Origin of the sequence: Vreelandella subterranea, assembly GCF_900111305.1 — a bacterium.
Taxonomy (GTDB): Bacteria; Pseudomonadota; Gammaproteobacteria; order Pseudomonadales; family Halomonadaceae; genus Vreelandella; species Vreelandella subterranea.
The window spans coordinates 1-13,926 of sequence record NZ_FOGS01000007.1 but is presented as its reverse complement, the minus strand read 5'-3'; the positions used below and the strand labels follow the sequence as shown (position 1 = coordinate 13,926).

18 protein-coding genes are annotated in these 13,926 nt (G+C 59.9%); 14 read left to right on the top strand and 4 right to left on the bottom strand.

From position 1 onward, the window contains the following. Complete coding sequence (locus BMX75_RS10875) at window positions 1-252, bottom strand: type II toxin-antitoxin system RelE family toxin (protein WP_092827852.1); 252 nt, start codon at window positions 250-252, stop codon at window positions 1-3. Window positions 253-410: 158 nt separating this feature from the next. Between BMX75_RS10875 and BMX75_RS10870 the strand changes: the two genes are divergently transcribed. From BMX75_RS10870 to BMX75_RS10840, 7 genes are read left to right on the top strand one after another with little or no spacing between them, the layout of a single operon-like run. Further along, entirely contained in the window at window positions 411-926 is a 516-nt protein-coding gene (locus BMX75_RS10870) for a phage baseplate assembly protein V (RefSeq protein ID WP_092827850.1), read from the top strand. Continuing rightward, window positions 926-1,123, top strand: a complete 198-nt coding sequence (locus tag BMX75_RS10865; protein ID WP_092827848.1) for a hypothetical protein — start codon at window positions 926-928, stop codon at window positions 1,121-1,123. The genes BMX75_RS10870 and BMX75_RS10865 overlap by 1 nt, the downstream gene beginning before the upstream one ends. 10 nt (window positions 1,124-1,133) lie before the next feature. Further along, a complete protein-coding gene (locus tag BMX75_RS10860; protein ID WP_245748502.1) occupies window positions 1,134-1,466 on the top strand; it encodes a GPW/gp25 family protein in 333 nt (110 codons plus the stop codon). After that, window positions 1,463-2,392 carry a baseplate assembly protein gene (locus BMX75_RS10855; RefSeq protein ID WP_092827844.1) on the top strand — a complete coding sequence of 310 codons (930 nt, stop codon included), beginning with the start codon at window positions 1,463-1,465 and terminating at the stop codon, window positions 2,390-2,392. The genes BMX75_RS10860 and BMX75_RS10855 overlap by 4 nt, the downstream gene beginning before the upstream one ends. Continuing rightward, entirely contained in the window at window positions 2,385-3,014 is a 630-nt protein-coding gene (locus tag BMX75_RS10850) for a phage tail protein I (protein WP_092827842.1), read from the top strand. The genes BMX75_RS10855 and BMX75_RS10850 overlap by 8 nt, the downstream gene beginning before the upstream one ends. After that, window positions 3,007-4,239, top strand: a complete 1,233-nt coding sequence (locus BMX75_RS10845) for a phage tail-collar fiber domain-containing protein (RefSeq protein ID WP_092827840.1) — start codon at window positions 3,007-3,009, stop codon at window positions 4,237-4,239. The genes BMX75_RS10850 and BMX75_RS10845 overlap by 8 nt, the downstream gene beginning before the upstream one ends. 7 nt (window positions 4,240-4,246) lie before the next feature. Further along, entirely contained in the window at window positions 4,247-4,927 is a 681-nt protein-coding gene (locus BMX75_RS10840) for a DUF4376 domain-containing protein (RefSeq protein ID WP_092827839.1), read from the top strand. A gap of 92 nt (window positions 4,928-5,019) precedes the next feature. Here BMX75_RS10840 and BMX75_RS10835 read toward each other — a convergent pair whose 3' ends face one another. Beyond that, window positions 5,020-5,625, bottom strand: coding sequence for a YajG family lipoprotein (locus tag BMX75_RS10835; protein WP_092827837.1), 606 nt, complete (start codon window positions 5,623-5,625; stop codon window positions 5,020-5,022). Between the two features lie 743 nt (window positions 5,626-6,368). Further along, window positions 6,369-6,962: a hypothetical protein gene (locus tag BMX75_RS10830; RefSeq protein ID WP_092827835.1), complete on the bottom strand. Its 594-nt coding sequence runs from the start codon at window positions 6,960-6,962 to the stop codon at window positions 6,369-6,371. Window positions 6,963-7,139: 177 nt separating this feature from the next. Between BMX75_RS10830 and BMX75_RS10825 the strand changes: the two genes are divergently transcribed. From BMX75_RS10825 to BMX75_RS10795, 7 genes are read left to right on the top strand one after another with little or no spacing between them, the layout of a single operon-like run. Further along, window positions 7,140-8,324 (top strand): phage tail sheath protein, encoded by a 1,185-nt coding sequence (locus tag BMX75_RS10825; protein WP_092827833.1) that lies wholly within the window; start codon window positions 7,140-7,142, stop codon window positions 8,322-8,324. A gap of 12 nt (window positions 8,325-8,336) precedes the next feature. Continuing rightward, window positions 8,337-8,849 carry a phage major tail tube protein gene (locus BMX75_RS10820; RefSeq protein WP_092827831.1) on the top strand — a complete coding sequence of 171 codons (513 nt, stop codon included), beginning with the start codon at window positions 8,337-8,339 and terminating at the stop codon, window positions 8,847-8,849. 59 nt (window positions 8,850-8,908) lie between these two features. Continuing rightward, on the top strand, window positions 8,909-9,217 hold the full coding sequence (locus BMX75_RS10815; protein WP_092827829.1) for a phage tail assembly protein: 309 nt from the start codon (window positions 8,909-8,911) through the stop codon (window positions 9,215-9,217). A gap of 26 nt (window positions 9,218-9,243) precedes the next feature. Then, window positions 9,244-9,387, top strand: coding sequence for a GpE family phage tail protein (locus BMX75_RS10810; RefSeq protein ID WP_092827827.1), 144 nt, complete (start codon window positions 9,244-9,246; stop codon window positions 9,385-9,387). Continuing rightward, the gene (locus BMX75_RS10805; RefSeq protein WP_092827825.1) at window positions 9,371-12,109 is read left to right on the top strand and encodes a phage tail tape measure protein; all 2,739 of its coding nucleotides are present in this window, start codon (window positions 9,371-9,373) and stop codon (window positions 12,107-12,109) included. Before BMX75_RS10810 ends, BMX75_RS10805 begins: the two co-directional genes overlap by 17 nt. Window positions 12,110-12,136: 27 nt before the next feature. Beyond that, window positions 12,137-12,580 carry a phage tail protein gene (locus BMX75_RS10800; protein WP_092827823.1) on the top strand — a complete coding sequence of 148 codons (444 nt, stop codon included), beginning with the start codon at window positions 12,137-12,139 and terminating at the stop codon, window positions 12,578-12,580. Then, window positions 12,577-13,587, top strand: a complete 1,011-nt coding sequence (locus BMX75_RS10795) for a phage late control D family protein (protein ID WP_092827821.1) — start codon at window positions 12,577-12,579, stop codon at window positions 13,585-13,587. Before BMX75_RS10800 ends, BMX75_RS10795 begins: the two co-directional genes overlap by 4 nt. Here the strand turns inward: BMX75_RS10795 and BMX75_RS10790 are convergent. Beyond that, window positions 13,580-13,926 (bottom strand): IS30 family transposase (locus tag BMX75_RS10790; protein ID WP_139197161.1); only part of this gene is annotated, 347 nt, incomplete at its 5' end. The two genes, BMX75_RS10795 and BMX75_RS10790, sit on opposite strands and share 8 nt — an antisense overlap.

Below are 13,926 nucleotides of genomic sequence, written 5' to 3'. Positions count from 1 at the left end.
TTATTGGTACACGCCACCACGGGCACCGATGTTAATGATGTCTAACACATCGCCGCTTTCATCGATGATCACCCGCCAATCGCCCACCCGCAGGCGAATATAATTGCTCCCCTTCAACGCCTTCACGTTATTGCGTTGGCTTGCAGGGTCTGACGCGTAGGCCTTGATTTTGCCCTGTATGCGTTGCGCCTCTGGGCGTGGCATCCGCTGCAACACCTTGAGTGCACTTTTCCGGTAAGTGATCGTCTTCATTACACCCATTATAGCTTACAGCGAAAAATTATCGAGCATTTTTAGCTAACAGCTAATATTTTCGCTCACCTAACCGCCTGTCATCAACTCGGTGTCAATAACCCCTCTTACACCCGCCGCCGCTTCGCCTTCACTTCATGCCGCCGCAGGATAGCGGCATGAACATTCCCGAACTGCTCCGCCTGCTCCACAACCTGATCCGCACCGGCACCATCGCCGAAGTGGATCACACCGCTGCCCGCGTGCGCGTCAAAACTGGTGAGCTGCTAACTGACTGGCTGCCATGGATTGAAGGCCGCGCGGGCACCACCCGGGACTGGGACCCGCCCACGAAGGGCGAACAGGTCATCATTTTCTCGCCTGGCGGTGACCCAGCCGCCGGAGTGGTGCTGACAGGCATCTACAGCGATGCCCGGCCAGCCCCCTCAAGCAATCCGGATTTGATTGGCCGTTGGCTGCCGGATGGCACGCATATCGAGTACGACCACGCCAAGAACCGGCTTTTCATCGACTGCGTGGGGCCGATTGAGGTGAAGGCCACCGGCACCGTGACCGTGGATGCGCCCTTGATCAAACACAACCAGGGCACCGGCGTGGTCACCCAGCAGCACATCTGCCATTTCACGGGTAACCCCCATGGCGACGGTAGTTCCACCGTCAAGGCGGGTAAGTAATGGCGCTGAGTAAGAGCCAGCTAAAAGCCCGCATCGTCAGCGAGATGCAAGCCCAGGGGGCCACGGCCAGCGGCAAGCACAGCTGGGTGAACCGCATGGCCGAGGCAATCGCCAATGCGGTGGTGGATGAAGTCCAGGCCAACGCCGATGTGCCCGTTACCGGCGGCAGTTCCTCCGGCACGTACAAGGTGAAATGAGATGCCCGGCATGAACGCTCACACCGGCCGCACGCTGGATACCAACGCCCACCTTCGCCAAAGCGTGACGGATATCCTCACCACGCCGATTGGCTCGCGGGTGATGCGGCGTGATTACGGCTCGCTGCTGCCGGAACTGATCGACCAGCCCCTGGACGGCCCCACGGCCCTGCGCGCCTACTCCGCCACTGTGGTCGCCCTGATGACCTGGGAGCCGCGTCTACGCGTGCAGCAAATCACCCGCCAGGTCTCTACCCAGCGCCCCGGCAGGCTCACCCTCAGCATAACCGCCCGCCGCCGAGACACCGGCGAACGCGTCGCGCTGGAGGTGCCGCTGCGATGAGCAACCCGATTGATCTCTCCCAGCTGCCCGCCCCCACAGTGGTCGAGCCGCTCGACTTTGAAACCATCCTCGCCGAACGCAAGGCGAGGCTGGTGGCGCTTCACCCTGAAGAGGAACGCGAGGCCATCACCGAGCTGCTCACCCTGGAATCCGAGCCCATGGTGAAGATGCTGGAAGAAAACGCCTACCGGGAGCTGCTGCTCCGCCAGCGCGTCAACGAAGCTGCCAAAGCCGTAATGCTCGCCCACGCCAACGACGAAGACCTGGACCATCTGGTCGCCAATTTTGAGGTGGAACGGCTGGTGGTAGATGAAGGCAACCCGGACGCCTCGCCGCCGGTCGCGCCAACGTACGAGAGCAACACCGAGCTGCGCCTGCGCGCCCAGGAAGCCTGGGAAGGCCTCAGCATCGCCGGTCCACGCGGCGCCTACGAATTCCACGCCCGCTCAGCGGATGGCCGCGTGGCCGACGCCCGCGCGCTTTCCCCCGAGCCCTGTGACGCGCTTATCATCATCCTCTCCCGTGAGGGCGATGGCACCGCCAGCCAGGCGCTGCTGGACATCGTCTACGACGCCCTGACCCCTGAAACTATTCGCCCGCTGGGCGACCGCGTCACCGTGCAATCCGCCGAGATCATTGATTACGAGATCGACGCCGAGCTGCAGCTTTACGACGACGCTGACACCGCCCAGGAGCCGATTTTAGACGCCGCCAACGCCCGGCTAACCCGCTTTATCGACGCCCAGCACCGCCAGCGCCGTCGCCTGGGCGTCAGCATCTACCGCGACGCGATCAAGGCCGCCCTACATGTGGAAGGGGTCGAACACGTCAATCTGATCAAGCCCGCCGAGCACCTACTGATCGACCGCACCCAGGCCGCCCGCTGTACCGATAAACGCCTACGCATCGGAGGCCGCGATGACTGATCAACGCCGCCCGCTACTGCCCGCCAACAGCACACCGCTGGAACGCGCCGCCGCCCAGGCGCTGGCCGAGCTCCAGGACGTACCGGTTCCGCTGCGCCAACTTTGGAACCCCAACGACTGCCCCGCCCACCTGCTGCCTTACCTGGCCTGGGCGCTCAGCGTCGACCGCTGGGACCCCAACTGGACAACCGCCACCAAGCGCGGCGTGGTGCGCGCCTCCTGGGCGGTGCACAAGCGCAAAGGCACCATCAGCGCGCTGCGCCGGGTGGTCGAGCCACTGGGCTATTTGCTCGAGGTGGTCGAGTGGTGGGAAACCGAACCGGCTGGCCAACGCGGCACGTTCTCGCTGCGCATCGGCGTACGCGATACCGGCATTACCGATGCCATGTACCAGGAGCTCGAGCGGCTGATCGACGACGCCAAGCCATTAACACGCCACATCACCGGGCTGGATATCACCCTCAGCACCCAGGTGACCAGCCACGTCGGCGTGGCCATGTACGACGGCGACACCCTAGAGGTACTGCCCTGGCAAACCCCGGACCTGCACGTGCAGTGCCTCACCGCGCACGCGCTCACCCCCTTGTTCCACGACACGCTGGATGTGTACCTAAATGATTGACGAAAACTCTACCTTCGGCGGTTTTCTCACCACCATTGGGGAAGCCAAGCAGGCCAACGCCAATGCCCTGAAAAGACCCTGGAAACTCACCCACCTGCTGCTGGGCGATGCCAACGGCAACGACCCGGTACCGGACCCAGACCAAACCGAGCTGGAAAACCAGGTACACCGCGCCGCCATCAACCAGCTCTCTATCGACCCGGACAACCCCGCCATCCTGGTGGTGGAAGTGGTGCTACCGCCCAACATCGGCGGCTGGTGGATCCGCGAGCTGGGCATCGAGGACGAAGATGGCGACTTTGTCGCCGTGGCCAACTGCCCACCCAGCTACAAGCCCCTGCTTGCCCAAGGCTCCGGCCGCAACCAGGTGGTGCGTATGCACCTGATTTTAAGTAATACCGCCAACGTGGAGCTCAAGGTCGACCCCAGTGTAGTGTTAGCCACCAGGGAGTATGTCGATAAGGAAATCGAAGCCCACATCGCCAGCCGCAACCATCCGGACGCCACCACCACGGCTAAAGGCTTTGTGCAGTTTGCCACCAAGCAGGAACACCTGGATGGCCAACGCGATGACCGCGCCGCCAAGCCTTCGGGTGTAAAGGCGATGATCGACAAAGCGGTATTAGCTGGAGCGTATCAATTCGCCGCCTACGACCCTGACCGCACTTACACCACAGGTGAAGTCTGTCGTGGCAGCGATGGCCAGTTTTATGAATTTTACGACCGAGATTTAACAGGCGAAGTGCAGGGCGTAGATCCAGCCGTTAGCGACAATAGACCTCACGTTTGGATGATCTGGGACGGCGTTAAGCCCGGCACGACCATTGTATGGCGTTCTGAAACCATACCTGAAGGTTACGGAGTCAACGATGGCGCCGATAGAGATCGCTCTGATTATCGTCGTGTCTTCGCTGTATTTGGGACGAAATACGGTGAAGGCGATGGAGAAAAAACGTTTGGTTGGCCAGACGATAGAGGCGAGTTTTTTCGAGGTTTGGATTTAGACCGCGGCGTTGACCCTGGGCGTGAGCTTTCTGAGCACCAGGATGACGAATTAAGAAGCCATGACCACGAAATTAAAACAGGCAACAACAGCTATGACGGGACTGGGCTGCCACAAACAGGCTCGAACCACACACTTGTTGATACCAATAGGACTGAATATACAGGCGGTGATGAAACCCGCCCCCGCAACAACGCTGTCATTTATCTGACCAAAATCTGAGGCCGCCATGCGCATTTATGACATCAATCCCAATGATGACACTATCATCAATCCAAAAGGCCGGCCGGCTCCAATTGATCCAATGCGAAGAACACCTCGCATTCCTCAAGGTGCCACCATCAGCAAGCCACCTACCACGAGCGAGCATGAAGCGGCACGCTGGTCTCATGAAAGGTGGGAAGTCGTACCGGATTGGCGGGGTCATGTTTACTGGACTGAAGACGGCCAGCGTCACGAAATAACAGAGCTCGGCATTGAGCCACCCGAAGATGCTCTGAATGAAGCCCCACCCATGCCACTTAGCGATCTCGCGGAACAAAAGCGCCGTGAAATCAATACGGCCCGAGATACTGAGTTGGTCAAAGGCTTGCCCTACGAGATCGCCGGCGAGCAGGACGTGGTGCAAACCCGCCCGCAAGACCAGATCAACCTGCTCGGGCTGCGGGCCAAAGCGGAAGCCGCGCGCGAGGAAGGCATCACCGAACAGGTGATGAAATTCCGCGGGCAGAAAAACGTCACCCGCTACCTTACGCCCAATGATATGTACGCCCTCACCACCGCCGCGCTCGCTCACATCGAGGAAATTTACGACCACAGCTGGGAGCGGAAAGACGCGATTAAGGTCGCACTTGAGGCCGAGGATCGGGATGGGATTGAAGCGGTGGAGTGGAACGGCAACCAACCTTAATAAACAAAGCCCGCCAATTTGGCGGGCTGAGGGCTGCGTATTCAAGTATCAGGCCAAAGACCAAATTAGCAGATACATTGGCCTGTGCTTATTCAACTCCCTGAACTAAGCAGTGCTTCTATAAACAGCGGGTCATCAAACAACTCATCCAGCGTTTCTTCCATCGCCAATTCGATAGGCCTGGCTAGGTTAGATGCTGACATGTACATCACCCCTTTATGCTCAGGGGTTACTGAGATTTCTTTGCTATACAGCACTTCATTATTTTCTGACACTACCTCTAGCTGAAACGTCGAGTCAGCTACCGTTTTGCCCGTAAACAGGGTGTCGATCAAATGCAAATTTGAATACAGTTTAATAATTTCACCCTGAATGGTTAAAGGCGCACTGCTATCGATCCCGAACCCTCTAGCCTTCAGTTCCTGCTCAATAGCAGCCTGCATCTCTTCTTCTACGGGCACTTCACTGTAAATCGACGCCATGGCAAAGCCACCATAGCTGTATTTTTTATGGCTGATACGGCTTTTATCTTCACGCTCGTCAGCCACGACCACATTTACCGGAGCCTCGGAAGCCCCCGCCACAGCGGACACCTCAGTTTGTGGTTCATATGTCAGCTTATGCGACTCCGGTATCGCCGCACAGCCGTGCAGCAGCGCCAATCCCGCGAATACCCCAAGTAGTTTTAGCAATTTCATTCGATTCCCTTACATCCATGCGTTTAGTTTGGTTTTCATGAAGCATGAAAAAACCTAACCATCGAACTATCATTAGTCAATTTATTTTGCCCGTTGCCTTTCAGGATGTTCCTTAGGGTGCAGCGCCAAAACATAAGCAAAGCTGCTTCACTACCGCAAACATCGAGTACTTTAAAGGCATCTACGACCACAGTTGGGGGCGGAAAAAAGCGATTGATGCGACTTTGGAGGATGAGGATCGCGAGGGGATTTTAGCCATCAGTTGGTAACCATCCACTAAGAACTCTAGCCCGCCACCCGGTAGGAACTTTCGTTAAGGAATGGGTGCTAGTTGTCAATATCCTGTGGATGAAAAATACCTCATATGCTTGGATTGATATCCTATTGAGCTATATATAGTATTTGTGTTGTCTAGAACATTTTGTTCAGACACGAAAAAAGCCAAGCATAGCTTGGCTCCTTTGAACCCCATAAGACGCTGCAACGTCTGTAAATATGAGGTGATTCGCACATGTATTACCCTAGCATAATACAGCCTAGGCTCAAGCGATTTTTATCGCGATTCATCGCATGGCCAAATGAGATTTTATGCCGTCCCACGCAACGGGGGCTTATCGATGACAACAGTTAAGCTCCTGATTGAGGTTGCGAACCTGATGAGCCAAGTTCTCGAATTCCTTTTGATGATCTGGCCTCACCTACCCCTCACGACATAACCCTCTAGCCCGCCAACCGGCGGGCTTTTACGTGGTCAATCGACGCGCATAATCGACATACTTAAACAAATCTCGAGCCAATTGGGTCAGTCTATTTCCTTGAATATTAACGGCATTACCAACACCGCTAGCCTGTGGCGTCACTAACCCTGTCCGCGTAAGCCCATTCAAAATAGCGCTGGCGGAAAGATCATTTAGGCCGAGATAATTTCCGAGCGAAGCCTGGAAGCCTTCAAAGCCAGACTCATCCAGGATCTCCTCATCTGTGGTGCCCCACAGACCGTGCTCATGCATGAGCAATATAAGGTTTAACTCAGTCTTGGTAACACCATTCAAAGCACTGATAGCCATTTGCGCAAAGTCAGGACGCTTGTCTGCATCTCCACATCGAATGCCGCCAATCATGGCATCAGCAATATAATCAACAACCTCCACCTCTGAGCAGATCTCAAACGCCCTTCCTACCCTCATATATAGAGCAAACCGGTGATCGCTATTTCGCAGTTCCTCTTCTGTTAATCCGTGGGCTTCTGCTTTACGAAGAAGCTTTTCAAATTTCCATTCCATAAAGCTTCGGTGTACAAGACCTACGCTGCTTTGCATTAACTCTGTACCACTCATTGACTGCTCCCATCGCCTTGAGCGTCATAGTGCGCTGTAAAACAGCTATTTGTCACTTACCACACCCCACGGTGTAAACCGCCCCACTCACACCCAGCACCGCTAACACCCAGCCACCAGACCCCGCACGATACCTGCGTGAATTCACTTTTCTTGTGAACCTGCGCAGGAGCCACCATGGCACTAGATCAATACCACCACGGCGTGCGCGTTGCGGAAGTCAACGACGGCACCCGTACCATCCGCACGGCGTCTACCGCCGTTATTGGCGTGGTGTGCACCGCGTTAGACGCGGACGAAAAAACCTTCCCTCTCAACCGCCCGGCCCTGGTCACTAATGTGGATACCGCCATTGGCAACGCCGGTACCCAGGGCACGCTGAAAGACACTCTCACCGCCATCAGCCAGCAGGCGAAGCCGATTATTGTCGCGGTACGGGTAGCCGAAGGCGAAACCGAGGAAGAAACCACCGCCAATATCATTGGCACCACCAATGAAGAAGGCCGCCGCACCGGGCTGCAGGCGCTGCTCACCGCCAAGCAAACGCTGGGCGTAAGCCCGAAAATAATCGGCGTGCCCTACCTGGATACCAAAGAAGTGGCCAACGCCATGGTCTCGGTGCTCGAGCAGCTGCGCGCCTTTGGTTACATCTACGCCCACGGCTGCGAAACGGTTTCCGAGGTGATTGCCTACCGCGATGAGTTCGGCGCCCGTGAGTTAATGCCGATCTGGCCTCAGTGGGAAGCCTTCGACACCGACGACGCCGAAACCCGCACCCTCAGCCCCGTCGCCGTGGCCCTTGGCCTGCGCGCCAAGCTGGATGAGGACGTCGGCTGGCACAAAACCCTGAGTAACGTCGTGGTCAACGGCGTCACCGGCATCAATAAAGACGTGTTCTGGGATCTGCAAAGCCCCAACACCGATGCGGGCCTGCTAAACGCGGCGGATGTCACCACGCTTATCCAACAAGGCGGCTACCGCTTCTGGGGCTCGCGCACCTGCGCCGGGCCGGAAAGCCTGTTCCCGTTCGAGAACTACACCCGCACCGCGCAGATCCTCGCCGATACCGTCGCCGAGGCCCATCTGTGGGCCGTGGATAAGCCCATGCACCCCTCATTGGCGCGAGACATTATCGAAGGCATCAACGCCAAGTTCAGCGAGCTGAAAAGCCTGGGGCTGATTGTCGATGGCAGCGCCTGGCTCAACGAAACGCTCAATACCCCCGAGTCGCTCAAGGCGGGCAAGCTGCGCATCGATTACGACTACACCCCGGTGCCGCCGCTTGAAGACCTGGGCTTCCTGCAACGCATTACCGATTCCTACCTGGCTGACTTCGCCGAGCGCGTCGCGGCCACTGCATAAAGGTCCCCTGTTATGGCACTCCCCAAAAAGCTCAAAGACCTGAATCTGTTCAGCAACGGCGACAGCTGGCAGGGCATCGTTCAGTCGGTCACCTTGCCCACCCTCACCCGCAAGATCGAAGAATGGCGCGGCGGCGGCATGGACGGCCCCGTGGGTATCGATATGGGCCTGGACGGCCTGCTCACCTGCCAGTGGACCGTGGGCGGCCTGGTGGAAAGCATCTTCGACAACTTCGGCAGCGCCCGCATTGATGCCGACATGCTGCGTATGACCGGCAGCTACGAGCGCGACGACGTGGACGACGCCTCCGCGGTCGAGGTCGTGATGCGCGGCCGCCACACCGAGATCGACATGGGCGACGCCCAGCCCGGCGAAAACACCGAGCACCAGGTCACCAGCACGCTCAGCTATTACAAGCTGATCATCGACGGCACCACCAAGATCGAGATCGACCTGCCCAACGGCGTGTTCAAGGTGAACGGCGAAGACCGCCTCGCCGGCCGCCGCCAGCGCCTGGGTATTTAAGAACCGCCCGCTGCGCTCACTCAACCACCGTTAACCCCAACGCTTAACCAGGAACCACCATGACCAAAGCAGCCGTTACCCAAGCCATCACTTCCACTGTCGCGCTGGATACCCCGCTCACCCGGGGCGAGACCGAGATCGCCGAGCTTCACCTGCGCAAGCCCACCTCCGGCGAGCTACGCGGCGTCTCCCTGGCCGAGGTGCTGCAAATGCAAACCGACGCACTGATCACGCTCATTCCGCGCCTTTCCACTCCATCGCTCACGGCCGCCGAGGTTCGCCAGATGGACCCGGCCGACCTGGTCCAGTGCGGCGGTGAAATCGCCGGTTTTTTGCTCACGAAGCGGGCCAAGGGCGAGAGCGAATAAACCTCCCCGGCCAAGTAGAAGACGCGATGGCGGATCTCGCCATCGTCTTCCACTGGTCGCCGGACGACTGCGCCAACTTCAGCCTGCGGGAGCTAATGGAATGGCGCGAACGGGCGCGCAAGCGCAGCACACCAACCGACAGCGGGGGCCAGCGTGGCGCGCGATCTTAAACTGCAGGTGATCCTTAACGCCGTGGACAAGGCCACGGCACCGCTGAAGAAGATCGACCGCGCCTCCCAGGGCGCTTCCCAGGCGATGCGCGACAACCGCGACCGCCTGAAAAAGCTCCAGGCCACCCAGAAAGACGTCAGCTCCTTTCGTACCCTGAAACGCCAGACCGGTGAGACAGCCACCGCCCTGCGCGACCAGCAGGACCGTATACGCCGTCTCTCCCGGCAGATGCAATCCCACCAGGGCGACACCAGCGCCCTGGCCGCCGAGAAGCGAAAGGCCATCACCCAGGCCCGCAAGCTCACCCGGCGCTACGACGACGAACGCCAAACCCTGCAGCGCCTGCGCACCTCGCTGGAGAATAACGGGGTTAGCACCCACAACCTGACCAGCGACCAACGGCGGCTGGCCAACGAAATGCAGCAGGCCAACCAAACCGTGGAGGAACAGCGACGCAAGCTCACCCGGTTAAGCGAGCAGCAGAAGCGCGCCGCCCAGGCCCGCAAGCGCTACGACCGCGCCATGAGCATGCGCAACAACATGGCCGGTACCGGTGCGGGCATGGCCGCCAGTGGCGGTGCCGCGTTGTATGCCGGGTCCCGCCTGCTCGCCCCGGGGGTGGAATGGGGTGAGCAGATGAGCACCCTGCAGGCGGTGGGCCGCTTTACCGTCGACGACGAGCGCTTCCAGGCCCTACGCCAACAATCCCGGGAGCTGGGTGGCTCGACCGCCTTTAGCGCCTCAGAAGTGGGCGGTGGCCAGGAGTTTCTGCTGCGCGCGGGCATGAGCACCGAGGCTATTCGCGCCTCCATGCGCGACGTGCTGGACCTGGCGCTGGCCAACAACACCGAGCTCGGCCGCGCCGCGGATATTGCCTCCAACATCGCCGGGTCGTTCAAGGTGGATATGGAAGCCGAAGGCTCAATGGCCCGCGTGGCGGATATCCTCTCCGGCACGGCAAGCCGGGCCAACGTCAACCTGGAAATGCTCGGCAACACCATGAAGTACCTGGGCGGCGCCGAGGATCTCAAGCTGACCATGGAACAGGCCGCCGCCATGTCCGGCATTCTCGTTAATATCGGCATCCAGGGCAGCCAGGCCGGTACCACCATGCGCGCCATGATGAACCGCCTGACCGACCCCGCCGCCAAAGGCGCCGCCGCGATTGAAGACATCGGGCTGAAGGTGTCAGACGCCAACGGCAACATGCGCGCCATGCCCGACATCCTGCGTGATATCAGCCAGGCCACCGCCGACATGGGTAATGTCGAACGCAAGGCCATCATGCAGCGGATCTTCGGCACCGAGGCAGGCTCCGGCATGGCGGAACTGGTCAATGCCATGGGCAGCGGCCAGCTGGACGACATCATCAACGCCCTGGGCGACAACATGGGCGAAAACGCCCGCATGGCCAAGACCATGACCGACAACATCGGCGGCGATCTCAAATCGCTCAGCAGCGCCTGGGATGAAGTCGGCATCTCGATCACCGAGACCAACAAAGGCCCGCTGCGGGAGCTGATCCAAAACGTCACCGCCATTACCCGCGGCGTGAGCAGTTGGATCAACGAAAACCCACGGCTGGCCGGTACCCTCGCCAAAGTCGCCGCCGGGCTTGCCGTGTTGGTCACCGCGGGCGGCATGCTAACGCTGATGCTGGCCTCCATTCTCGGCCCCATCGCCATGGTGCGCTATGGCATGGCGTTGATCGGCCCGCAGCTGCTCACCGCGGGGAAGGCCATGATGTGGCTCGGCGGCGTGTTCCGGGCGATCTCCATGTTCTTCCTGACGAACCCCATCGGCATTGCCATTGCCGCCATCGCCGCGGCGGCTTACCTGATCTACCGCTACTGGGAACCCATCAAGGCCTTCTTCCAGGGGCTATGGCAGCAGGTCAAAAGCGCCTTCGCCGACGGCATTGGCGGCGTGTACAAACTGCTGATGAACTGGTCGCCGCTGGGCCTGCTGTACAAGGGCATGACCACCGCCCTCTCGGCGATGGGCGTCGAGATCCCGGAGCAATTCGGCTCCCTGGGCACCGCCATTGTCGACGGCATCATCGGCGGGTTAACCGGCAAACTGGGCGAATTACGTGATCGCATAACAAGCATGGCAGGCAGCGTGCGCAACTGGTTCGCCAACGTGCTGGGAATCAATAGCCCCTCACGGGTCTTTGCCGAGCTGGGTGGCTTTACGGTAGATGGGTTAATCAGCGGCCTTAGCGGCAAGATCGGCGAGCTGCGTGACCGTGTCGTGGGCATAGCGGACAGCGTAAAAGGCTGGTTCGCCGATGTGCTGGATATCAACTCCCCCTCCCGCGTGTTTACCCAGTTGGGCGGCTACACGGTAGACGGCCTGAACAAAGGGCTGGACGCCCAGCGCGACGAACCCGCACGGCGTATTCAGGAGATCGCCAAGCGCGTCACCCGCGCCGGGGCAGGCCTGGCAATCGGCGCCGCTGCCCTACCCGCAGCCGCCATGCCCGCCATCGAGCAGCCAGCGCCCATTCAGTTTGATAACCGCCCGCCGCTGAGCGCGCCAGGCCCCCAGGCAGGTGGCGGCCTCACCATGGGCGATATCAACATCACCGTCACCCCCGCCCAGGGCATGAACGAACAGCAGCTGGCCCAGTACGTCGCCCAGGAAGTGCAGCGCGCCCTGCAAAACGCCCAGCGCGAAGCCCAGGCGCGGCAGCGTTCTTCAATGCGCGATATCGACTAACCGGAGCACTCTCTTGGAGGAAATGTCATGTTAATGGCCCTTGGCATGTTCGTGTTCGAGACCCGCAGCGTGCCGTATCAGGAGCTAAAGCGAATCACCGAATGGCGGCACCCCAGCCAGTCCCGCGTGGGGCAACGGCCCGCCTATCAATACGCAGGCCCAGGAGCGGACACCACCACGCTAACCGGCACCCTACTGCCCGCCTTCACCGGCGGGCGCTTCAGCCTGGATGAGATCCGCGACATGGCCGACCAGGGCAACGCCTGGCCGCTGGTCGAAGGCACCGGCCGCCAGTACGGCCTGTGGGTGGTTACCCGCGTGGAAGAAACCAGCACCTACTTCTTCCGCGACGGCGCCGCCGAAAAAATCGAGTTTAGCCTCACGCTCGAGCACGTGGATGACGAACGCACCGACCTGATCGGCCGCCTCGCCCTGCCCGCCGTGGCCCGCCTGGCCGGGGGCTACGTATGAACGCAGACCAACGCTACCCACGGCCCAGCTACCGCATTACGTTAAACGGCGACGACATCACCCCACGCTTTAACGGGCGGCTGATTAACCTCACCCTGCGCGAGCAGCGCGGGCTGGAAGCCGACCAACTGGACATCACCCTGGCCGACCACGACGGCGAGTTGGCCATCCCCCCACGCGGGGCCGAGCTGGAAGTGGCGTTTGGCTGGCAGGATGAAGGGCTGATCGACAAGGGCCGCTTTACGGTGGATGAGGTGCAGCACAGCGGCACGCCGGACCAGCTCACCATCCGCGCCCGCTCGGCGGACATGCGCGGCCAACTGCCCGGCAAGCGTACCCAAAGCTGGCACGAGCTGACCCTCGGCGAGATCGTCACCACCATCGCCGGGCGCCACGACCTGAAACCGGTGGTGGCCGATGTGCTTTACGGCATTCGCGTTGGCCACATCGACCAAACGGAAGAATCCGACCTTAATTTCCTCACCCGCCTGGGCGAACGCTATGACGCCATCGCCGCCATCAAGGCCGGGCGCATGCTGCTCACCGTAGCAGGTGAAGGGCTCACCGCCAGCGGTCAGGCCATGCCGCCCATCACCCTCACCCGCCGCGACGGCGACCAGCACCGCTACAGCGTGACCGAACGCGACGCCTACAGCGGCGTAAAAGCCTACTGGAACGACACCCGCGGCGCCGAACGCAAAACCGTACTCGCAGGCACCGCGGACAACGCCAAACAACTACGCCCCACCTACGCCACCGAAGACGACGCCCTGACCGCCGCCCGCGCCGAATGGCAACGCATTCAACGTGGCCTGGCAGAATTTGAGCTAACGCTGACCCTGGGCCGGGCCGACATACTGCCGGAAACACCGCTTACCCTCAGCGGCTACAAGCCCCAGATCGACGCCACCGCGTGGCTGGTGACGGAGGTGGAGCACAGCTTGAATGATGGTGGGTTTGGGACATTGATGCGATGTGAGGTTAGGGGTAATCCTGAATTCAAGTAATAAGTGCAGCACCTGCGGTATCCAGGGCACCTGAGTACTCACCCAGGAACACTTGTGCCGGTGTTCGATAACCGAGCCGTTTTCTAGGTCGGTCATTCAGTTTTTTGACGACCCTTCTTAGTTCGGTATCTTTCACTTGCCGGAAGTCAGTCCCTTTGGGGTAGTACTGCCGGATGAGGCCATTCGTATTTTCATTGGTACCACGTTGGCCGGAACAGTAAGGATCGCAGAAGTAAATCGAGGCGGTCACCGCCTTGGCCACTGTCTCGTGGTTGGCGAACTCCGAGCCGTTGTCCAGCGTCACGGTTTTGACCGCGCCACGCCGCGGCGTCAGCAGTC